The 17,960-nt window shown below is 53.5% G+C and carries 15 protein-coding genes; 5 read left to right on the top strand and 10 right to left on the bottom strand.

Going from position 1 to position 17,960, the window contains the following annotated elements; all coding sequences use genetic code 11:
- Positions 1-24 precede the first annotated feature (24 nt).
- The 7 genes from A936_RS12860 to queF form a co-directional block, all read right to left on the bottom strand.
- Positions 25-1,314 (bottom strand): HAAAP family serine/threonine permease, encoded by a 1,290-nt coding sequence (locus tag A936_RS12860; RefSeq protein WP_008458416.1) that lies wholly within the window; start codon positions 1,312-1,314, stop codon positions 25-27.
- 580 nt (positions 1,315-1,894) lie between these two features.
- The gene (locus A936_RS12855; protein ID WP_008458414.1) at positions 1,895-3,160 is read right to left on the bottom strand and encodes a hypothetical protein; all 1,266 of its coding nucleotides are present in this window, start codon (positions 3,158-3,160) and stop codon (positions 1,895-1,897) included.
- On the bottom strand, positions 3,160-5,592 hold the full coding sequence (locus A936_RS12850) for a CS1-pili formation C-terminal domain-containing protein (RefSeq protein WP_237717581.1): 2,433 nt from the start codon (positions 5,590-5,592) through the stop codon (positions 3,160-3,162). The genes A936_RS12855 and A936_RS12850 overlap by 1 nt, the downstream gene beginning before the upstream one ends.
- 179 nt (positions 5,593-5,771) lie before the next feature.
- Positions 5,772-6,260, bottom strand: coding sequence for a CS1 type fimbrial major subunit (locus tag A936_RS12845; RefSeq protein ID WP_008458411.1), 489 nt, complete (start codon positions 6,258-6,260; stop codon positions 5,772-5,774).
- A gap of 43 nt (positions 6,261-6,303) precedes the next feature.
- Complete coding sequence (locus A936_RS12840; protein WP_008458408.1) at positions 6,304-7,104, bottom strand: hypothetical protein; 801 nt, start codon at positions 7,102-7,104, stop codon at positions 6,304-6,306.
- A gap of 520 nt (positions 7,105-7,624) precedes the next feature.
- On the bottom strand, positions 7,625-8,989 hold the full coding sequence (gene ppnN, locus A936_RS12835) for a nucleotide 5'-monophosphate nucleosidase PpnN (RefSeq protein WP_008458407.1): 1,365 nt from the start codon (positions 8,987-8,989) through the stop codon (positions 7,625-7,627).
- Positions 8,990-9,104: 115 nt separating this feature from the next.
- Positions 9,105-9,947 carry an NADPH-dependent 7-cyano-7-deazaguanine reductase QueF gene (queF, locus tag A936_RS12830; protein ID WP_008458404.1) on the bottom strand — a complete coding sequence of 281 codons (843 nt, stop codon included), beginning with the start codon at positions 9,945-9,947 and terminating at the stop codon, positions 9,105-9,107.
- Positions 9,948-10,011: 64 nt separating this feature from the next.
- Between queF and syd the strand changes: the two genes are divergently transcribed.
- From syd to A936_RS12810, 4 genes are all read left to right on the top strand, one after another.
- The gene (syd, locus tag A936_RS12825; RefSeq protein WP_008458402.1) at positions 10,012-10,557 is read left to right on the top strand and encodes a SecY-interacting protein; all 546 of its coding nucleotides are present in this window, start codon (positions 10,012-10,014) and stop codon (positions 10,555-10,557) included.
- A 651-nt stretch (positions 10,558-11,208) separates the two neighbouring features.
- Positions 11,209-11,538 (top strand): YqcC family protein, encoded by a 330-nt coding sequence (locus tag A936_RS12820; protein WP_008458400.1) that lies wholly within the window; start codon positions 11,209-11,211, stop codon positions 11,536-11,538.
- On the top strand, positions 11,538-12,317 hold the full coding sequence (gene truC, locus A936_RS12815) for a tRNA pseudouridine(65) synthase TruC (RefSeq protein WP_008458398.1): 780 nt from the start codon (positions 11,538-11,540) through the stop codon (positions 12,315-12,317). The genes A936_RS12820 and truC overlap by 1 nt, the downstream gene beginning before the upstream one ends.
- A 17-nt stretch (positions 12,318-12,334) precedes the next feature.
- Positions 12,335-12,784, top strand: coding sequence for a flavodoxin (locus A936_RS12810; RefSeq protein WP_008458397.1), 450 nt, complete (start codon positions 12,335-12,337; stop codon positions 12,782-12,784).
- 46 nt (positions 12,785-12,830) lie between these two features.
- Here the strand turns inward: A936_RS12810 and A936_RS12805 are convergent, their stop codons facing one another.
- Both A936_RS12805 and A936_RS12800 read right to left on the bottom strand, forming a co-directional pair.
- Complete coding sequence (locus A936_RS12805; RefSeq protein WP_008458396.1) at positions 12,831-13,172, bottom strand: helix-turn-helix domain-containing protein; 342 nt, start codon at positions 13,170-13,172, stop codon at positions 12,831-12,833.
- Positions 13,173-13,214: 42 nt separating this feature from the next.
- The gene (locus A936_RS12800; protein WP_008458394.1) at positions 13,215-14,342 is read right to left on the bottom strand and encodes an MBL fold metallo-hydrolase; all 1,128 of its coding nucleotides are present in this window, start codon (positions 14,340-14,342) and stop codon (positions 13,215-13,217) included.
- 182 nt (positions 14,343-14,524) lie between these two features.
- Between A936_RS12800 and A936_RS12795 the strand changes: the two genes are divergently transcribed.
- Entirely contained in the window at positions 14,525-15,097 is a 573-nt protein-coding gene (locus A936_RS12795) for a TetR/AcrR family transcriptional regulator (RefSeq protein ID WP_008458392.1), read from the top strand.
- 56 nt (positions 15,098-15,153) lie between these two features.
- On the opposite strand, the gene barA is transcribed toward A936_RS12795, so the two are convergent.
- On the bottom strand, positions 15,154-17,910 hold the full coding sequence (gene barA / locus A936_RS12790) for a two-component sensor histidine kinase BarA (RefSeq protein ID WP_008458390.1): 2,757 nt from the start codon (positions 17,908-17,910) through the stop codon (positions 15,154-15,156).
- Between the last annotated feature and the right edge of the window lie 50 nt (positions 17,911-17,960).

The following is a 17,960-nucleotide window of genomic DNA, read 5'->3' as shown; positions in this document are numbered from 1 at the left end:
CTGGCGGGCGACTCTTTAGCTTGCTTAGCTGAACAGCGAGTAGAAGATAGCGGAGATAGCGATCAGGCCCATAATCACAACAAAGACGTTGCTGATATGGCCGCTGTACTTACGCATCGCCGGTACTTTCTGAATAGCATACATCGGCATCAGGAACAGAATCATCGCGATAACCGGGCCGCCCAGGGTTTCAATCATCCCGAGGATGCTTGGGTTCAGCGTCGCCACTGCCCAGGTCGTCACCAGCATAAACAGCGCGGTAATTTTGTTCAGTTTACCGATTTCAATACTCTTACCTTTGCCGCGCAGAGACTTAATGACCATGCCGTTAAAGCCTTCACGTGCACCCAGGTAGTGGCCGAGGAAGGATTTGGTGATGGCAATCATCGCAATGATTGGCGCCATCCAGGCGATAACCGGTGCATTAAAGTGGTTAGCCAGGTAAGACAGGATAGAGATGTTCTGCGCTTTTGCCGCGGCCAGGTCAGCAGGGCTCAGGCTCAGCACGCAGCTGAACACGAAGAACATGACGGTCAGCACCATCATGATGTGTGCACGAGCCAGGATGCTGGAGCATTTTTTCTCAGCGCCATCGCCGTACTCTTCGCGTTTAGCCACGGCGAAGGAGGAGATGATAGGGGAGTGGTTGAAGGAGAACACCATGACCGGAATTGCCAGCCACAGGGTCATCCACAGGCCGCTGCCGGTTGCCGGGGTTGCGCTGAAGGACAGGGTTTCAAACGCCGCACCGCTCCAGTTTGGAATCAGGTACAGCGCCAGAATCATCAGAGCCGCAACAAATGGGAATACCAGGATGCTCATCGCTTTGACGATCATCTGCTCGCCGAAGCGCACGATAGTCATCATGCCGACAATCAGAATCAAAGAAAGGATAGCGCGCGGCGGTGCAGTCATGCCCAACTGGTGGGTGATGAAGCTGTCCACGGTGTTGGTGATAGCCACGCTGTAAACCAGCAGGATCGGGTAGATAGCAAAGAAGTACAGCAGGGTGATGAGCTTACCTGCGCCAACACCAAAGTGCTCTTCTACAACTTCGGTGATATCTTCGCCCGGGTTTTTACCGGACAGCACGAAGCGGGTCATACCGCGGTGTGCGAAGAACGTCATTGGGAAAGCCAGAATCGCCATGATGAACAGCGGGATCAGGCCACCAACGCCGGCGTTGATTGGCAGGAACAGGACGCCTGCACCGATAGCTGTACCGTACAGGCCCAGCATCCACATGGTGTCGGTCTTGCGCCATGCGCCTTTTTTCTCAGCAGAGACAATACTGCCGGTTTGAGTGGTTTCCATCTACATCTCCAAAGGAAAGTTTCGTGCAATGTTTAAAAATTCGCAGTTAACGCGATGTGTGAGGCATAACTGCTGAAACTAAATTCTGGCCGGGCGCGTTTTTGAAGTAGTTGTGGCCCGTAACTATCGGCGGGCGGAAAGATACATTTATGTCATCACTGTATCAGTGATCGCGATCCCAAATGCGATAATCTACGTTTGTTAAGCAACAAATCCGCATAACAGTCTGTTCATAGACATCAACATGACATTTATGGTCGCGAAGCCTAGCACTTGTGGATGATGCAATAAATTAAACCTGACCAAATAACTCGGTTTTTGCCAAAGAAAGTGCCTAAAACAGCATTTTTCAACGAGTATTTGCTTCAGGTCGCAATGTTTGTGCTTTTAAGTGTGAGCGCAATCGATTAAATGGCAGCTTAGTATTGGTGCTGAGGGATGGCTTCAAACGCTGGCGGTTGGCAGAGAAGATCTGTTTATCAAGTTTGTGGGGGTGAAAAGGAAGACGGATCCTTCAGCAGCGCTATCGCGCAATACGCCGAATAACCCATCTTCGACAGAACGTTCGGTTCTCCGTTCCCTAGTCCGCCTGAGCATCAAACAATAGCGTCACGACTCCCTTCCAGGTTGAACCTGGGGATTTCACCATCGTTTCAACGCCGGGTTTCCGGACTTTAAAATCAACCTGTGAGCGACGATGAACAACAAACTCGCCGGGAGGTAAAATAACATGGCCAGCCGGTAACGAATTCAACAGCAGATTTCTGGCTTCTCTTCCGTTTTCCGTTTTATAACCCGGTAAGGTCAGAGAAACCTCCAGCGGTATTTTTTCTCCGGTGGGGGATGTTGTTTCGCGTAACGCACAGGCCCCCTCCAAATCATACTCACAGCGCATATTGACAGTGAAGCCGGACGTGGACGACAGGGTGAAGGGGACCTCCTGACTCAGGGAATCAGGGACACGCCCACCGTTTGCCCACTGGCTCCAGCCGCCTTTCGGGGCCAGGCTGACCTTGATAAATTCCGCGTCGGAGGGAAACTTCACCTGGAAGGCATGGCGTACGGTCGCCTTTATTTTTATTCTAATTTCAGTGTCAGAGGTTGTTTCGGCATTAAAGTCAATATCTTCGCCTTCACCAACGGTATAAACCACTTCACCTTCGTAGTCACCGCTATAAACACCTAATGGATTGAGTGTTTCTAACGTATAGCCAAAGCTAAAATCGGAAACACGAACATAACCTTGAAAAGAGTTACCAAGCTCCTTGTAGCAGGTCAGCTTTTTTTCTGGCACTCCCCATCCATGTCTGAACTGACTATTCGAAGAACCAATACCAACGCCAATCCGCCCTGAGCACCCGCCCTGAGGATAAATACCCGTGCCATTCATTGCATTAAATATGTTATATCCATCTAACGACGTGTGTTGCATACCAAAAAAAGCCAGACGAAATACCCCAGTAATTTGATTCCCTGTTTTACCATCTCTTAAAACAATATTCCTTGCCGTGCCATCAAGTGTTATTGATGTATAATTGCGTGGGTTATCACTCGTAGAGTCAAAATACTTTTCCGCCGATACCCCAGGAATCAAAATACTGAACTCTCCCACATTACAATACTTAGAGTACTGAGAACAAAATCCTGAGACCGGGGTAGTATTCACAAACGCATTCTTCTGCGGCTGCTGCAGGTCGGCGATAAACTCCGTAGTGACGTCCACCGTTGCAGCGTTGACTGTGGATATCATCGCCAATAAAAGCAGCGCGGACAGTGCTGCCGTATTTCTTCTGCGAAACAGGGCGTTATTAATGAAGTCGATAATATACATCTGTCGGGTAAACATTATATGTCCTTATTCCTGGCTGCTTTGCTGGCCGCATAGCCTGCGTTCCCCGCCAGCGGTAATTCGTCACAGGTCAGATTGCCGAGGAAAATAATCTCATCGGCCGTTTTCTGCGTGGTGGGATTCAGGCGTATTTCACACTGGTTCATTGCGCGGTATTCCACCGCCAGCACCGGGTTGTTTTCATGCACTTCGAGGGTGAACAGCCCGTCGGATTCGGTGACCGTCCTGCCGGCATGATTCACCACCTGAGCACCGCCCAGGGCGTGGCCATTGCCGTCCACCAGGCGCCCCATCACCGTCACCGTTTTCATCACTTTCACGGAATACGCACTGACGCCCCCGCGAATATGCTGGTAGCTCAGGTATTCAGGCTCGACTTTCAGCGCCGGGGCTTCCGTGCCGGGGAAGTCAATCTGCACCGTGCCGGGTTGCCAGGCATCGACCGGAATGAAGTTCCTGCCCGGCTTGAGCGGCACGGCACCGCCCGGATAAAGCGCCACCAGTTCGGCATTTTTATCGTCGGAGGAGACATCCACTATCATGCCGCCGCCCTGATAATGTGCCGCCTGTTTCGACATTGTGACCCGCCCGCCACCCAACGCCAGCAGGCTGCCGGTATTGAGGCCGCCGGACAGCCTGCCGTCCAGCGTTGAGCTCTGCCCCCAGAAAGTGCCCGCCATCATCGGCGTATCAAACTGGTTGTAAGTGCTGAACCCTGCGCCGTGGCGGTCCGCCGTCAGCGTCGCCGTCGTCATCTTCACGGGGCCTTTGTCCCAGGTCTGATTGACCGAGGCGGAGGTATAGAGATCCCGGCTGCCGCTGGTATCCGTTCGGCTGCCGACGCTGATATTGCCGCTGCGTTTCTGCCCGCCGAGCGCGAAGCTGGCGGAGAGACTCACGCCGCGGTTGCGTAACGTGCTGCCATTGCCGTAGGGGCGATCAAACGCGGCCAGCCGCCAGTTAATGGCGTTCCCGGCAAGTACGGTGCGGGTATTAAAGCCCACGTCGGCACCGATACCGCTGTGACGGCTTCTGTGCGTCAGACGGGCGGTGAGGCTGTTCTCGCTGTTCAGGCGCCAGGTGGTGGACAGCACGCTGCTGTGTTCCAGCGAAGGGCGAGCCGTATACCGGTAGGGTTCATCTTCCTGGCGATACCAGCTCCGGCTGTGGCTGAGGGCGACGTTACCCTTTGCGTGCGACCATATTCCCTGGGTATCAAACCCGTGACCGGTGAGATTGCTCCGCCAGATATTACCGTACAGCTGCACCGGCTTTGCCGCCTGCCAGTCGAGTGAAACCCCGGCCTGACGCTCTTCCCCCGTCTTCTGCACGGCCACGCCGACCGTCGCCAGCGGATGCAGCAGGTAATTGACGCTGGCCCCGGCCGCAAATTCACCGTTATCTTCATTTTTGTCACTGTTCCACAGCGTCTGCTGCTGCCCGGCGAACACGTTATAGCGCAGGCGCTGGCCCGGCGTTCGCCAGCGGGTGGGTTTATTGATCGTTTCAGTGACCCTGCTGCTCTCACGGCCGTCTTCAATGAGGCGAATTTCAACTTCATAGATACCGGCCGGCAGCGGCACGGTGTCTAACATTTGCAGGCCGGGTTCAACAGGCTGAGAATTTATCAGGGTACCGTCGCGGTAAATTTCAGCCACACCTTCACGGTTGGCGGAGACGTAGACGGGATAAAGCGCCGGAATATCCCCGCCCTTCAGTAGTGCATCGCCGCTGCCCGCCATCATGCCCGCCAGCGTGCTGATACCGCCTCCCGGCGTATAAAGCTGGCGCATCAGGCCTTGGCTGTCCGGCGTAAATAGCCCGGTACGGAGAAAGTGTTGCTGAAATTCACGCTGAACGTAGAGAGAGGTTATGGCATGGCGGGAAGTGCTGCCGAGGCTGTTGCTGCGGGTCTGGTCATGCTGAAACTGGCTCATTAATGTCCAGCTCCCCAGCGCCGCCTCCAGGCCCCCGTTCCAGCTCATGCTTGACTGCTGCTCGCTGCCGCTGAGGTTAAGCTGGTTATTCAGCAGCAGGCCTGAATCCCCATCTTCGGGTAAGGTATACCAGTATTTATTCGCGTCGTTTCCCGGTTGCTGCGTGAGTAAAACGAGGCGGGCATCGCTCAGGCTGTAATCCGCCGCCAGCAGCCCCGGCGGGCAGGCATGGTCACTGCACTTCCCAAGCGGAACAAAGTCAGTGAACGCCTTTAACCAGCGCTGGCGTTCGGCCTCGCTAAACTCACTGTCGCCGTTATCAGTAAAATGGATAATCCTGGCCCGGTTATCCTCCGTCACGATGATCATGGCATCGCCCAGGACCCGGTTATCTACCATGATGCGGGCTGAAAGCGGGGCATTGAAGAAATACGCCTGAAAATCATCCGGCATAGCCGCTGCCTGGCTGGCAAGCGTCGCAGGCTGAGCCAAAACATTTACACTGCTGAAAAGCAGAAATAACGACCCTGTTAATGGACGCAAGAATCCCATAATATCAAACGCCTGAAATTTTCTTTCCGAAGAAAGAAAAGAGAAATCCCTCTCTCTTTTCTCCTCAATGCACGATTGTTCGGTAACCGAACAATCCATGAATACTGCTGCCGCTAAAATTAAGGCGTATCGGTATCAAACATCATGGTCACGGCCCCGATGTAGGTCCCGGCCGTTGGTTTAGAGCCAGCCGCTTTCTGGCTTACCGTCAGGGTGGCCGTTTTCTCTGCTGCGGCTTCGGTCGTGTTGTACAGCGTGACCGCTGACACGGCGTCAACCGGCAACGTCTGGCCGGCAATGGCCACCTGGAGATCGATGGTATCCGTACCGCTGGCCGAGCTGAGCACAGGCTGCCCGGACAGATAGGCTTTGATGCTCCCGCCGGAATTTTTCATTTGCAGCTGCTGAGAAAACCCATCCAGAGAGCCCGTCGCCGCATTCCATGCCATTTTTTGCGTCTGGGCATTCCAGCCGTTAACTGGCGTGACGAAGAAATCAGTAGCAGGGATCGCCGCCTCTACGTTGAAATCAACCTGCAGAGGGGCAGCGTGAACCGCCGATGCCGTCGCCAGAAGGGCACCGAGTAAAGTGATTTTTTTTGCGTACATATATCATTCCTTTTGATAAGAGAGAGAACAGGGTTACTTCAAATTACGAACCTGATTTCAGCGCCTTTTTTTGACTACCTTCATTCAGCGTGTAGTGCCAGATTTTTTGCGGCACAATGTCCCGCTCCAGGCTCCGGCCGGGCCTTAATTGAATATTGACGGGGGGGCTACAGTCTTTAAGTGTTGCATCGCAGGATTTCAGGTCGCTGATAACCACGGAGGCATTCCCCCTGTTGCTGATACGCAGTTTTTTACCTTTATCCGTAATTTGCGTATCGAAGCGAACACTATCGGGATGAACGGTCACAATGGTGCCAAACCCGGTGAGTACGCTGACGCTGGCGTTGATGGCATCCTGATACTTTTCAACTTCGTCCTTGCTGAGCGTAAATTCATCCCTGTTTTTCGGCACGACGGGAATATAACGCACGCGATAATAAGACTCTTTATTCCGGGCGCCGGTATAGACCAGTCTGTTGGTTTGCATTCCGCCCGCAGGGATAATTAGCCGCGGCGGGGACGAAATAACCCCGGCGCCCTGCCCGTTAACAATGGCCGCATTATCAAGCGGAATTTCCTTTGCCGGGCTATGCTCGTTATAAACTATTTCACTAACCTCAACGCGTACAAATGCCGTGGCATCCCCGGAGTTATAAATGCGTTTGGCGAGGGTATTTTTACCGGAATAGATATACTCATTTAACGGACCCACATTGATCACCGGGCCAGCAAAAGCGTGCATGGGCAGAGCGATGAAAACAGCTAAGAGCAAGTTATGAGTTAGGCCACGAGCAGGCATAAAAGCCACCACTGCAAAGTTTTGATTGGGAGCGTATTTGAGCATGGTTTACAGGCTGCTCAGTGTTTTTTTCTCTTAATTAATGTTTTTTCTCTCTTAATTAAACTGCGCATGCTGCAATGATGTTTTAAATATAGTGCGATTATAGTGCGATCGTTTGTTTTAATACTTCTGAATAAAGAGATGTGCGGCGAGGTGCTGCGAGCTTGTTTTCATTATGATAATGCATATTTGATAAATAGTTGTAAGCATTGTAAATGATTGGTTTAGTACGAAAGACAACAACTCTATGAGACTTGATATTTCTTGGGGGCGGCAGATGATGATTTTATATTATTGAAATGGGGGAGCTATTAGGCCATTGCCATTAATGTGAATGAGATTATATAGAGTAATATGTAAAACCAGAGCGTTATTTATTTAAAAGCACGATATAAATCAGGGGGGAGAGCTTAACAAATATATTGCAGAAGCATTTTAGACGCGGTTTTAAATGGTTATCTTCATTGTAAATAATGAACGTGGAAGAGGAAAAAGAAGGGCGACCGCTGGCCGCCCTGGAAGGTTAACGCACTATTTCGTAGCAGGGAATGTAGGCGCTGCCGGGCAGCTTCATGCGGTGCTGGGCGACAAAGCCCTGCAGCAGAACATCCATGCGTTTCATCATGTCCGGGTCCCCGTGCAGTTTGTACGGGCCGTATTTTTCGATGGCATGAATACCTGGCTCCTTCACGTTGCCGGCAACGATGCCTGAGAAGGCGCGCCGCAGCGAGGCGGCCAGCTTTTCCGCAGGCTGATCAGGGTAGAGCTGCAGGTTAGCCATGTTTTCGTGGGTCGGTTCAAACGGCATCTGCAGATCCGGCGAGATGCGAATGGACCAGTTGAAGCCGTAGGCATCACCGGTTTCACGGCGGTTCTCTTTCACCTGTGGCATCGCTTTTTTCATCAGGCGGGCGACTTCAGTTGCGTCGTCGATGATGATTTTATAATGCTGTCGTGCTTTCTCGCCCAGGGTGCTAACGATGAATTCATCCAGCACACGGAAGTAATCCGCGCTCTCTTTCGGCCCGGTGAGGATCAGCGGCAGTACCTGATCGTGGTTGTGCGGATTCATCAGAATGCCAAGCAGGTAGAGCAGCTCTTCTGCGGTACCGACCCCGCCAGGGAAGATAATAATGCCGTGGGCAATACGCACGAACGCCTCAAGGCGTTTTTCAATATCCGGCATGATGATCAGCTCGTTGACCAGCGGGTTAGGCGGCTCGGCGGCGATAATCGAAGGTTCCGTCAGGCCGATAAAACGCCCTTCTTTATAGCGCTGCTGGGCGTGGCCGACGGCAGCACCTTTCATCGGTGCTTCCATCGCCCCCGGCCCGCAGCCGGTGCAGATATTCAGCTCGCGTAGGCCGAGCTGAGTGCCCACACGGCGGGCATACAGGTATTCGTTTTCGTTAATGGAGTGCCCGCCCCAGCAAACCACCAGGTTCGGGGCTTCACCCACGTGCAGCGCGCGGGCATTTCGTAAAATAGAAAACACCACGTTGGTGATATGAATAGAGTTTTCTTTGTTCAAATGCTGAAAACGGCCTGCGTTGGTAATCTGGCCGTTAACAAACAGAATATCGCGCAGGACTGCAAACAGGTTAGCCTGCAGCGCGCGGATGATTCGGCCGTCAACAAAGGCGTCTTCCGGGGGGTTAATCAGTTCGAGTTTTACGCCACGTTCACGGCGTAACACATTGATGTCAAAGTTCTGGTAGCGAGAAAGCAGCTCTTTGCTGCTGTCGGTTTGACTACCGGAATTAAGGACCGCCAGTGAGCAGTTACGAAACAGTTGATAAAGGTCGCTGCTGGCGGTGCGTTTAAGCATATCGACTTCCAGCTGCGACAACATATCCATTGAGCCAAGCGGGCTAATATGTGTAATCAAGTGAACTCCTTACGGAACGAAAAGTGCCGTTCTCACAGATTACAATAGCCCTGGCTTGTTCACTTTAACAACCCGTAAACCACATTCACTTTTGGCGCTGGGAGCTATTTCGCACTTATTGGCGGGTCAGGCGGCCAAAAGCAGGATGGAAATCGGTATTCGTCCGCCACGGGTTAATGTCCAACCCGCCCCGACGCGTGTAGCGTGCGTAGACGCTGAGCGAGTGCGGCTGGCAGAAGCGCTGCAGGTCATTAAAGATGCGCTCTACGCACTGCTCATGAAACTCGTTGTGATGGCGGAAGGAAACCAGATAGCGCAGCAGCTTTTCGCGATCGATTTTTGGACCACGATAGCGAATCTGTACGGAGCCCCAGTCTGGCTGGTGGGTGATCAGGCAGTTGGACTTCAGCAGGTGGCTAACCAGCGTCTCTTCCACGATCTCATCCCCCGCGGCCTGTTGCAGATAATCTGCATTGAAGTCGTAGCTGTCGATGGTGATGTCCTGCTCATCGATGCATTCTCCGCTGAACGCTGCGATTTCCTGGCCTTCCAGCTCATGCAGGCGGAACAGCACCACGCTGACGTCGCCTTCGGCGCAGGCGCTTAAATCACGCTTCAGCGTTACCTGGACGGTTTCCCAGTCGGCGAAGCGGGTCTGGTTGAAGCTGTTCAGGTAGAGCTTAAAGCTTTTGGACTCCACAAGATTGACGCTGTTGGCGTCTAACTGCACATGGCCCACGGCGACCTGAGGCAGGCCATTACTGTTCAGCCATGAGAGTTCGTAGAGCGTCCAGATGTCGCCGCCGCTGAATGGCAGGCTGTCGGCGTGGAGGCCAAGCGGGTCGCGATTCAGGCTGCGCGGTACGGCCTGCAGTAGCGAAGGCTGGTATTGATCCTGATAAGCCGTGGGCTTACCCAGCGTCAGGCCACTTAGAGCCTGGTGATTTTCGTAGGACATGTTTCACCGAGATAAAGGTACAATTGGCTTTTATTGTACCCCAGCCTACGCGAGTGAGAAATTAATGAACGAAGTCGCCTTTGCCCTTAAAGAGTTTACCCGCCGTTTTTGCGACCAGTGGCAGGAGGAAACGGGAGGCTGGCCTGCCAGTGAAGCACTGTACGGCATTCCTTCGCCGTGCATTGTAACGACCACCGGGGGAGACGTGCGCTGGCAGCCCCAGCCGTTTATACCCGAAGCGGATTTAAGCGCCGTAGAGCGAGCATTGGATATTTCCCTCCAACCTGCCGTTGAAGCGTTTTACACCACGCAATTTGCCGGCGATATGCCCGCCGAACATGGGAATACTGCGCTGACGCTGCTGCAGGCGTGGAGCGAGGACGACTTTGTTCGCGTGCAGGAAAATTTGATTGGTCATCTGGTGACGCAGAAGCGTTTGAAGTTATCTCCGACGCTATTTTTAGCGACGACTGACGATGAAATGGAAGTTGTCTCACTGTGCAACTTGACAGGTGAAGTGGTGCTTGAAAGAATCGGCACCCCGCAGCGGACCGTGCTTTCCGCCTCTCTTCCTGACTTTCTGAATGCCTTAACGCCACAGGTGATCTAGCTTTTTTGCCCAAGGCCTTGTGAGAGATCTCTTACAAGCCATGTGAGAGATCGCTACATTTGACGGCAGATGAAAGCGACTCTCATTTGTCGATACCTTTATAAAACAATGAGTTATTTTTGTTTTAGGAAAGTTCCGAATGAAAGTTTTTGCCCGCAGCACCGCTGCATCCCTTGTCACATGCGGGCAAATAGGGGATTCTATATCCATCGACAGGATGTCGACGTAATGAAGGAGACATTAGGATGATGTCGCTTCTTACAAAAGGAACCCGCCGGGATGGCGAACAAGGAAGGCTTCACAGATGAAGCATGGATAACTCAGGCAGAGTTAAAGGACACCTCCAGGACGGAGAATGAGAGCCGTAACAGGAGTGCGGTGGGTCAGGAAGACTTAAGGATTTCGCGTCAGGATGATGTTGGACACCCATCAGGATGATGGCAGCAGGAAGCCCTGGCGATGGATTGCTGGTCAGGAGACCAGAGGACAAAGTTGTCATGGATGAGCAGGGAGCATAAAAAGTAGCTGGATTAGCTGCGAAACGAACCGGGAGCACTGTGTAAACAGTGCTCCCTTTTTTTATGCCTTTTTCACGGGCAGCGAAGAAGTGTTATTCTGTACCGCTCTTTTCCACTGACGAATGAGGTTTTCATGGAGCGCCAGACGCTGGTTCGCCATCATTTACTCACCATTGAGCAGATCCTGCGCGATCATTCCCTCTGGCAGGGCCTGCCTCCCGATCCCACAGCATTCGAGAGCACGCAGCCTTTCTGCATGGATACGCTGCAGCCCCACGAATGGTTACAATGGGTCCTGATCCCTCGTATGCACGCGCTGCTGGACAGCCAGCATCCTCTGCCTGACGCCTTTGCTATCGCCCCTTATTATGAGATGGCGCTGGATGCGACGCATGCCGTGCGTGAACCTCTCCTTGCCGTGCTGCTTGAGCTGGATGCACTGTTTGACGCGGAACAGGGTTGATGCTGGAGATTATTTACCAGGATGAATGGCTGGTTGCCGTGAACAAACCGTCCGGCTGGCTGGTTCACCGCAGCTGGCTGGACAGGCACGAAAAAGTCGTGGTGATGCAAACCGTCCGCGACCAGATTGGCCAGCACGTTTTTACCGTTCATCGCCTCGACAGACCAACCTCTGGCGTGCTGCTGATGGGGCTGTCCAGCGAAGTAGGTCGTCTGCTGTCACAGCAATTTGAGCAGCATCAAATGCAGAAACGCTACCATGCCGTGGTGCGCGGCTGGCTGCAGGACGAAGCCGTGCTGGATTATCCGCTGGTTGAAGAGCTGGATAAAATCGCCGATAAATTTAGCGACCAGGACAAAGGGCCACAGCCCGCAGTGACGCATTATCGCGGGCTGGCAACGGTTGAAATGCCGGTGGCGGTGGGGCGCTATCCAAGCGCGCGCTACAGCCTGGTGGAGCTTGAGCCAAAGACTGGCCGTAAACACCAGCTTCGGCGGCATCTGGCGCATCTTCGGCATCCCATTATTGGCGATTCCAAACACGGCGATTTGCGTCAGAATCGTGGGGCGGCGGAGCATTTCGGTTGCCAGCGCCTGATGCTGCATGCCAGCCAGCTCTCTTTAAAGCATCCTGTTACCGGGGAACCGCTGACGCTAAAAGCGGGGCTGGATGAGACCTGGATGCAAATGCTGACACAATTTGGCTGGCGTGGTCAGCTACCGGATGTTGAAAATAGTGAGTATGATCCGGCGAGCTGCCAGGATAAGCCTTGTCTCTAATTCTTAAGGAGTTACCGATGGCCGAAGTGGGTATTTTTGTAGGCACGATGTACGGCAATGCGCTGTTAGTGGCGGAAGAAGCCGAAACTATTCTGAAAAAACACGGCCATCAGGCAAAGGTGTTTGAAGATCCCGACCTGACCGAGTGGCAATATTACCGCAACCATTATGCGCTGGTGGTCACGTCCACGACGGGGCAGGGCGATCTGCCGGACAGCATTGTTCCGCTTTTTCAGGCCATCAAAGATCAGTTGGGTTACCAGCCTGAACTGCATTACGGCTTGATTGCGCTGGGTGACAGCAACTACGACCACTTCTGCGGCGGCGGCAAGCAGTTTGACGCTTTATTGCAGGAGCAGGGCGCAACCCGCATTGCTGAGGTTTTAACGATTGACGCCAACGACCATCCGGAGCCTGAAGTGGTTTCCGGCCCGTGGGTTGAGCGGTGGGCGACTTTACTGAAGTAAGTGAAAACAGGGTGGGTAAGCGGCGCATACCCACCCAGAAAAGGCCTTAATTAAGCGGGGGTTCGTGCTCGCGACGGTAGGCGCCGGGAGAGGTATTGAACCGTTTCCCGAACGTGCGGGTAAAAGATTGCTGCGAATCAAAACCGTAGCGCACTGAGATATCGAGGATTTTGTCCTCGGTATTTTTCAGATCTTCTGCCGCTAACTGCAATTTACGTTCACGAATGTAGGCGCCGAGGCTTTTCCCCGCCCAGTCTGAGAACATCCGCTGCAGGTACCACTTAGAGTAGCCGGACTGCCTGGCGACTTCTTCAATACGCAGCGGGCGCTGCATGTTGCCATCGACCCACTCAAGCAGAGATTCCATAAAATCTTTAGGCATGGACATATCACCTCCTTCTACATCTTGCTCGTTCGATAATTGATAACGCTATTCCCACCAGGCATCGAAGGCCTGGCGCGGTTGACTGACTTCCAGTATTTGTCCCATTTCCGGCGTGAGCAGCTGATAGCTGCGGCCTTTGCTGGCGGTGGCTATGCGGCGGAAAGGCTCGTCCCAGCTGTGGTTCGCCAATGCAAACCGGCCTGCGTGCCCTGGCACCATGGTTTTCGCCCCCAGGTCTTCCGTCGCCTGAGCGGCTTCTTCTGGCATCATGTGGATGTATTTCCAGCCTTCGTCATACTGGCCGTTTTCCATGATCGCGAGATCGATATCGCTAAATTGCTCACCGATCTGTTTGAAATGCGGGCCGTAGCCGGAATCGCCGCTGTAATAAACTTTTCGCTGCGGCGTGACGAACATAAAACTTGCCCACAGCGTTTTGTTGCCGGTTAACCCGCGGCCAGAGAAGTGGCGTGCCGGCAGGGCGTGAATCGTTAATTCATCGTCAATGGCGACTTTTTCCTGCCAGTCCAGTTCGTGGATAAGCGCGGGATCGAAGCCCCAGGCTTCAAAATGTGCGCCAACGCCAAGCGGGGTGACTACCTGCTTAATCTTTGGCTTAAGCGCCCGCAGCGTGGGGTAGTCCAGGTGATCCCAGTGATCGTGAGAGATGATCAAAGTGTCTATGTCCGGCATATCTTCCGCTCGCCACGGATAATCGCCCGCAAACGCTTTGTTCAGAAAGGCGAACGGGGCGGCATAGTGGCTGAACACCGGATCGATAAGAATGCGTTTGCCGCCAAGCTGAATAAACCAGGAGGAATGGCCCAGCCACACCACCAGATCCTGCTGTTTATCAAGCTTTGCCAGATCGGTTTTGATCAGCGGCAGGGGACGATCGGGTTTTACCGTATCTGGCCGGGCGAAAAAGAAATCCCACAGCGCCGCAATGCGACCGCGTTTGTCGGTCATCATTGGCGTGTCCTGCTGATTGTGGAACTTGCCGTCGCGGTACTGGGGGGATTGCTGGATGCGTTCAAGGCGGCTGCCCTGCGGCAGTTTGCCAAATTCAGTCATCGGGAACAGCGCAGCACTAGTGGCAGTAAGGCCTAATAACATAATCACGACCATGAATTTTAGGGTTAACGAACGCTTGCCAGATTGCGCGGCAGCCATAAAGAATTCTCGTAGAAACTGTGCGGGTTATATTGCTATTGAGTGAGTAAACACTCATTATAAGCAGGCAAGGTCAACCGTCAACAAAATTTACGGTATGATAAAGAACATGACATTCAGCGATCGCGGCGATCCCGATGGCTGAAATCCTATCCACTCAGATAACTGGCTTGTGAGGAACCGTGGCTCGTCCAAAAAGTGAAGATAAACGATTAGCATTACTCGATGCGGCAACCGATGCGATAGCGGAACTGGGATTAGGGGCGGCGACCTCTTTAATTGCCAGAAAGGCGGGCGTTGCCGAAGGGACATTGTTCCGTTATTTCCCGACTAAAGACGAGTTGCTGAACGCCGTTTATCTTCATCATAAGCAAGATCTTGGCAACGAGCTGATGAAGACCTACGATCGACATGCCTCAAGCAAAGAGCGTACCAGGACGGTGTGGGGGAATTACATCGACTGGGGGCTGGTGAATATGAATGCGCGTAAAGCGATGCGCCAGCTGGCGGTTTCCGGCAAGATCACGTCCGAAACGCTGGAAATGGTTTACCTTGCTTACCCGGATCTGCGTGACCTGTCGAAGGAATGTATCACCAACGAGGCGCTGACCGGCATTGAGTCGGCATTTGCCGACGCTATTTTCTTTGGCCTGGCCGAAACCACGATGGAATTTGCCGGACGCGATCCTTCACGCAGGGATGAATACAAATCTGCCGGCTTTGACGTGATGTGGCGCGGCATGACTAAAGGCTAACATTTTTGTAAAAGCGAAGAGGGCGTGCGGGATCCCTCTTCGCATCCGATTTAAGCTCAAATCTGATACTTCTTCGCTTCCCGCGCGACATTATCCATTTCGTCCAGTAGCTCCAGAATTTCAGGCTCCATCTCCTCTGGTGCTACGCCGTGACGCAGCTCGTGCTCGAGCGTCTGGCAGAGTTTTTTCATCCGAGGGACACCGCTGTAGCTGCAGCTTCCGTGCAGTTTATGCACAATATCAATTAATCCTTCGGGCTTGTCGCCCACCAGCTGTTCTTCGAGAACATTTCTCACTTCCGGTAAAAACGCCAGCAGCATGTCAAGCATCTCCCGGGCGAGATCGGCTTTGTTGGCGGCCTGCCGCAGCGCCAGGTTCCAGTCCAGCGTCTTATTGATATTAATTGCCGGCGGGACGGGGTCTTCCTGCTGAACGGGAAGCTGGCCGATATTGCCCGGATGGTAGCGCATCAGCAGGCGATGCAGCTTTTCTTCTTCAATCGGCTTGGCGAGATAGTCGTTCATGCCGGCGCTCATGAGTTTCTCTTTTTGCCCCGCCAGCGCGTGGGCGGTAACAGCAATCACCGGGGTTTGCTGGTGATGCGGCAACTGGCGAATCAGCTCGCAGGCGCGGATGCCGTCCATTTCCGGCATCTGAATGTCCATCAGGATAATGTCGATGTTCATTTGTCGGGCGCGCTCCAGCGCCTGCGTGCCGCTTTCACACAGCACAACTTGCTGAACCCTGTCTTCGAGTAACGCGCCGATCAGCTTCAGGTTGGCCGGGTTATCGTCCACCGCCATGACGGCCATCGGCAGCTTATCGCTATGTTCAACGAACGGCAGAGCCAGATTAGCTTTCGGGCAGCTTTCAAGCAGCATCGGGAACAGGCGCGTAGAGGTGATCGGTTTTAACAGGCAGCCCGCCACGCCCTGGCGCTTAAGCTCTTCTGCACCGACCTGGGTATGGCAGGGCAAGGCCAGAATCAGGCAATCTGCCATGGTGACCGCTTTGGCGAGCTTAGGGTTTGCCAGCGTGAGCGTTTCTGTAAAGGTGACGGGAATGCCACACAGCAGAATATCGTAGTGCTCATCGGGCAGTCCGGTGAGGGACGGGCTGTGCACGACGTCCAGCGGCGTATTTTGCAGCAAATTCAGGGTGCTCTGCGCGGCGGTCGCGTTCGGCTCGACGTAGCCGAGGCGTTTACCTGCCAGTTTGTCCAGCACTTGCCTGTCGTTTACGGCGTTCGGGTTAAGATCCAGGCTGATGTGGAACCAGAACGTTGAGCCCCGATTCGGTTTACTGTGGAAGGAGATATCACCGCCCATTTCATTCACCAGCTTCTGGGTGATCACCAGCCCCAGCCCGGTGCCGCCGTGGCGGCGGGAAATACTGGCATCCGCCTGGCGGAAGGCCTGGAAGAGACGCGATTGTTCCTGTTCAGGAATGCCGATGCCGGTGTCGTGGATCTGCATTTCAATCTGAACTTTGTTGTTCCCTTCCGCCCTTTTTTCCACCAGCAGGTCGATGTTGCCGGTTTCGGTGAATTTAATCGCGTTACCCACCAGATTGGTGACCACCTGCTGCAGGCGCAGAGGGTCGCCAATCACATTATCCGGCACGTCATTTTTGATGTTTAGCGTCAGCTCAAGGCCTTTGTCGTGGGCGGAATGTGCCAACAGAGTTACCACTTCATCCAGCGTGTTGCGCAGCGGGAAGGGAATGGATTCCAGCAGCAGCTTGCCCGCTTCGAGCTTGGAGAAGTCCAGCACGTCATTAATGATGGTGAGCAAGTTATTGGCCGAGCGTTCAATCGTGTAGAGGTGATCGCGCTGGGTCGGGGTCAGGTCGGTTTTTAAGGCCAGACGAGTGAAGCCAATAACGCCGTTGAGCGGCGTTCGCAGCTCGTGGGACATATTTGCCAGAAACTCAGATTTTATACGGGCGGCTTCCTGAGCCCGCTTTTTGGCAAGATCGAGCTCCACGTTCTGAATTTCCATCTGCTCAAGGGTTTCACGCAGATCGGATGTGGCCTGGTCGACGTTGTGCTGCATCTCTTCGTGATACGCCGTCAGCGACATTGCCATCGAGTTAATGCCGTTTTTCAGCATATCCAGCTCGCCCAGCATAAACCCTTCCACGCGGCTGTCGAGCTGCCCGCGGCGAATGCGGTCCACGGTATTTACCATATTGCGGATCGGCCCGGTCACGTCTCGCATCAGGCGATAGGCAAACAGCATCGCAATGCCGATACAGAACAGCATCATCAAAGTGGAGATAAAGATTTCGCGGTATTGCTGCAGGCGAACGGATTTGAGATCCAGCTCCATGGCGACGTAGCCGAGGGTGCTGTTGCTTTGTTTGACGTTGGTTTCAGCGGACTCATCCGGTGAGTATCTTTCGGAAATAATCGGCATTCGCAGGATCATAATGTCGCCCGCGCGGGTGACGGTGAGATCTTTCGGGGGCTTTTCCCCGTCGGGCAGCTTCAGGCGAGCGGCGTTATGCTGAAAATTAGAGGTGACGAACAGCTTGTTACTGTCATCGTAAATTGAAATGCCCCGCACGATATCCGAATGGCGGCGGTGCAGCACGCTGACTAACTGGCGAATCGACTCCCGGCTGTGGAAGTTCATACCGTATTCGCTGGAGACCGCCAGGGGCTCAATAATACTGGCGCCGGCATCTTCCAACTGACGCTGTAAGTCATTGTAACGATGGACAACGAAAAAGATGCTGAGCAGCAAACCGACCAACAGCGTCGGGGCCAGAATCAGGATCATCATACGTGCGCGCAGGCTGTAGTTGGTCATGGGGTTCCGATATGGGACAATAAAAGCAACAGTGACATTTGAGAACACAT

The organism is Enterobacter sp. Ag1, from assembly GCA_000277545.1.
GTDB lineage: Bacteria > Pseudomonadota > Gammaproteobacteria > Enterobacterales > Enterobacteriaceae > Cedecea.
This window is presented reverse-complemented; position numbering and strand designations above follow the sequence as displayed.

Coding starts and splice junctions, on each gene's coding strand:
- A936_RS12860 (WP_008458416.1), bottom strand. CDS start 1,314: ATGGAAACCACTCAAACCGGCAGTATTGTCTCTGCTGAGAAAAAAGGC.
- A936_RS12855 (WP_008458414.1), bottom strand. CDS start 3,160: ATGTTTACCCGACAGATGTATATTATCGACTTCATTAATAACGCCCTG.
- A936_RS12845 (WP_008458411.1), bottom strand. CDS start 6,260: ATGTACGCAAAAAAAATCACTTTACTCGGTGCCCTTCTGGCGACGGCA.
- A936_RS12840 (WP_008458408.1), bottom strand. CDS start 7,104: ATGCTCAAATACGCTCCCAATCAAAACTTTGCAGTGGTGGCTTTTATG.
- queF (WP_008458404.1), bottom strand. CDS start 9,947: ATGTCCTACGAAAATCACCAGGCTCTAAGTGGCCTGACGCTGGGTAAG.
- syd (WP_008458402.1), top strand. CDS start 10,012: ATGAACGAAGTCGCCTTTGCCCTTAAAGAGTTTACCCGCCGTTTTTGC.
- A936_RS12820 (WP_008458400.1), top strand. CDS start 11,209: ATGGAGCGCCAGACGCTGGTTCGCCATCATTTACTCACCATTGAGCAG.
- truC (WP_008458398.1), top strand. CDS start 11,538: ATGCTGGAGATTATTTACCAGGATGAATGGCTGGTTGCCGTGAACAAA.
- A936_RS12810 (WP_008458397.1), top strand. CDS start 12,335: ATGGCCGAAGTGGGTATTTTTGTAGGCACGATGTACGGCAATGCGCTG.
- A936_RS12805 (WP_008458396.1), bottom strand. CDS start 13,172: ATGTCCATGCCTAAAGATTTTATGGAATCTCTGCTTGAGTGGGTCGAT.
- A936_RS12800 (WP_008458394.1), bottom strand. CDS start 14,342: ATGGCTGCCGCGCAATCTGGCAAGCGTTCGTTAACCCTAAAATTCATG.
- barA (WP_008458390.1), bottom strand. CDS start 17,910: ATGACCAACTACAGCCTGCGCGCACGTATGATGATCCTGATTCTGGCC.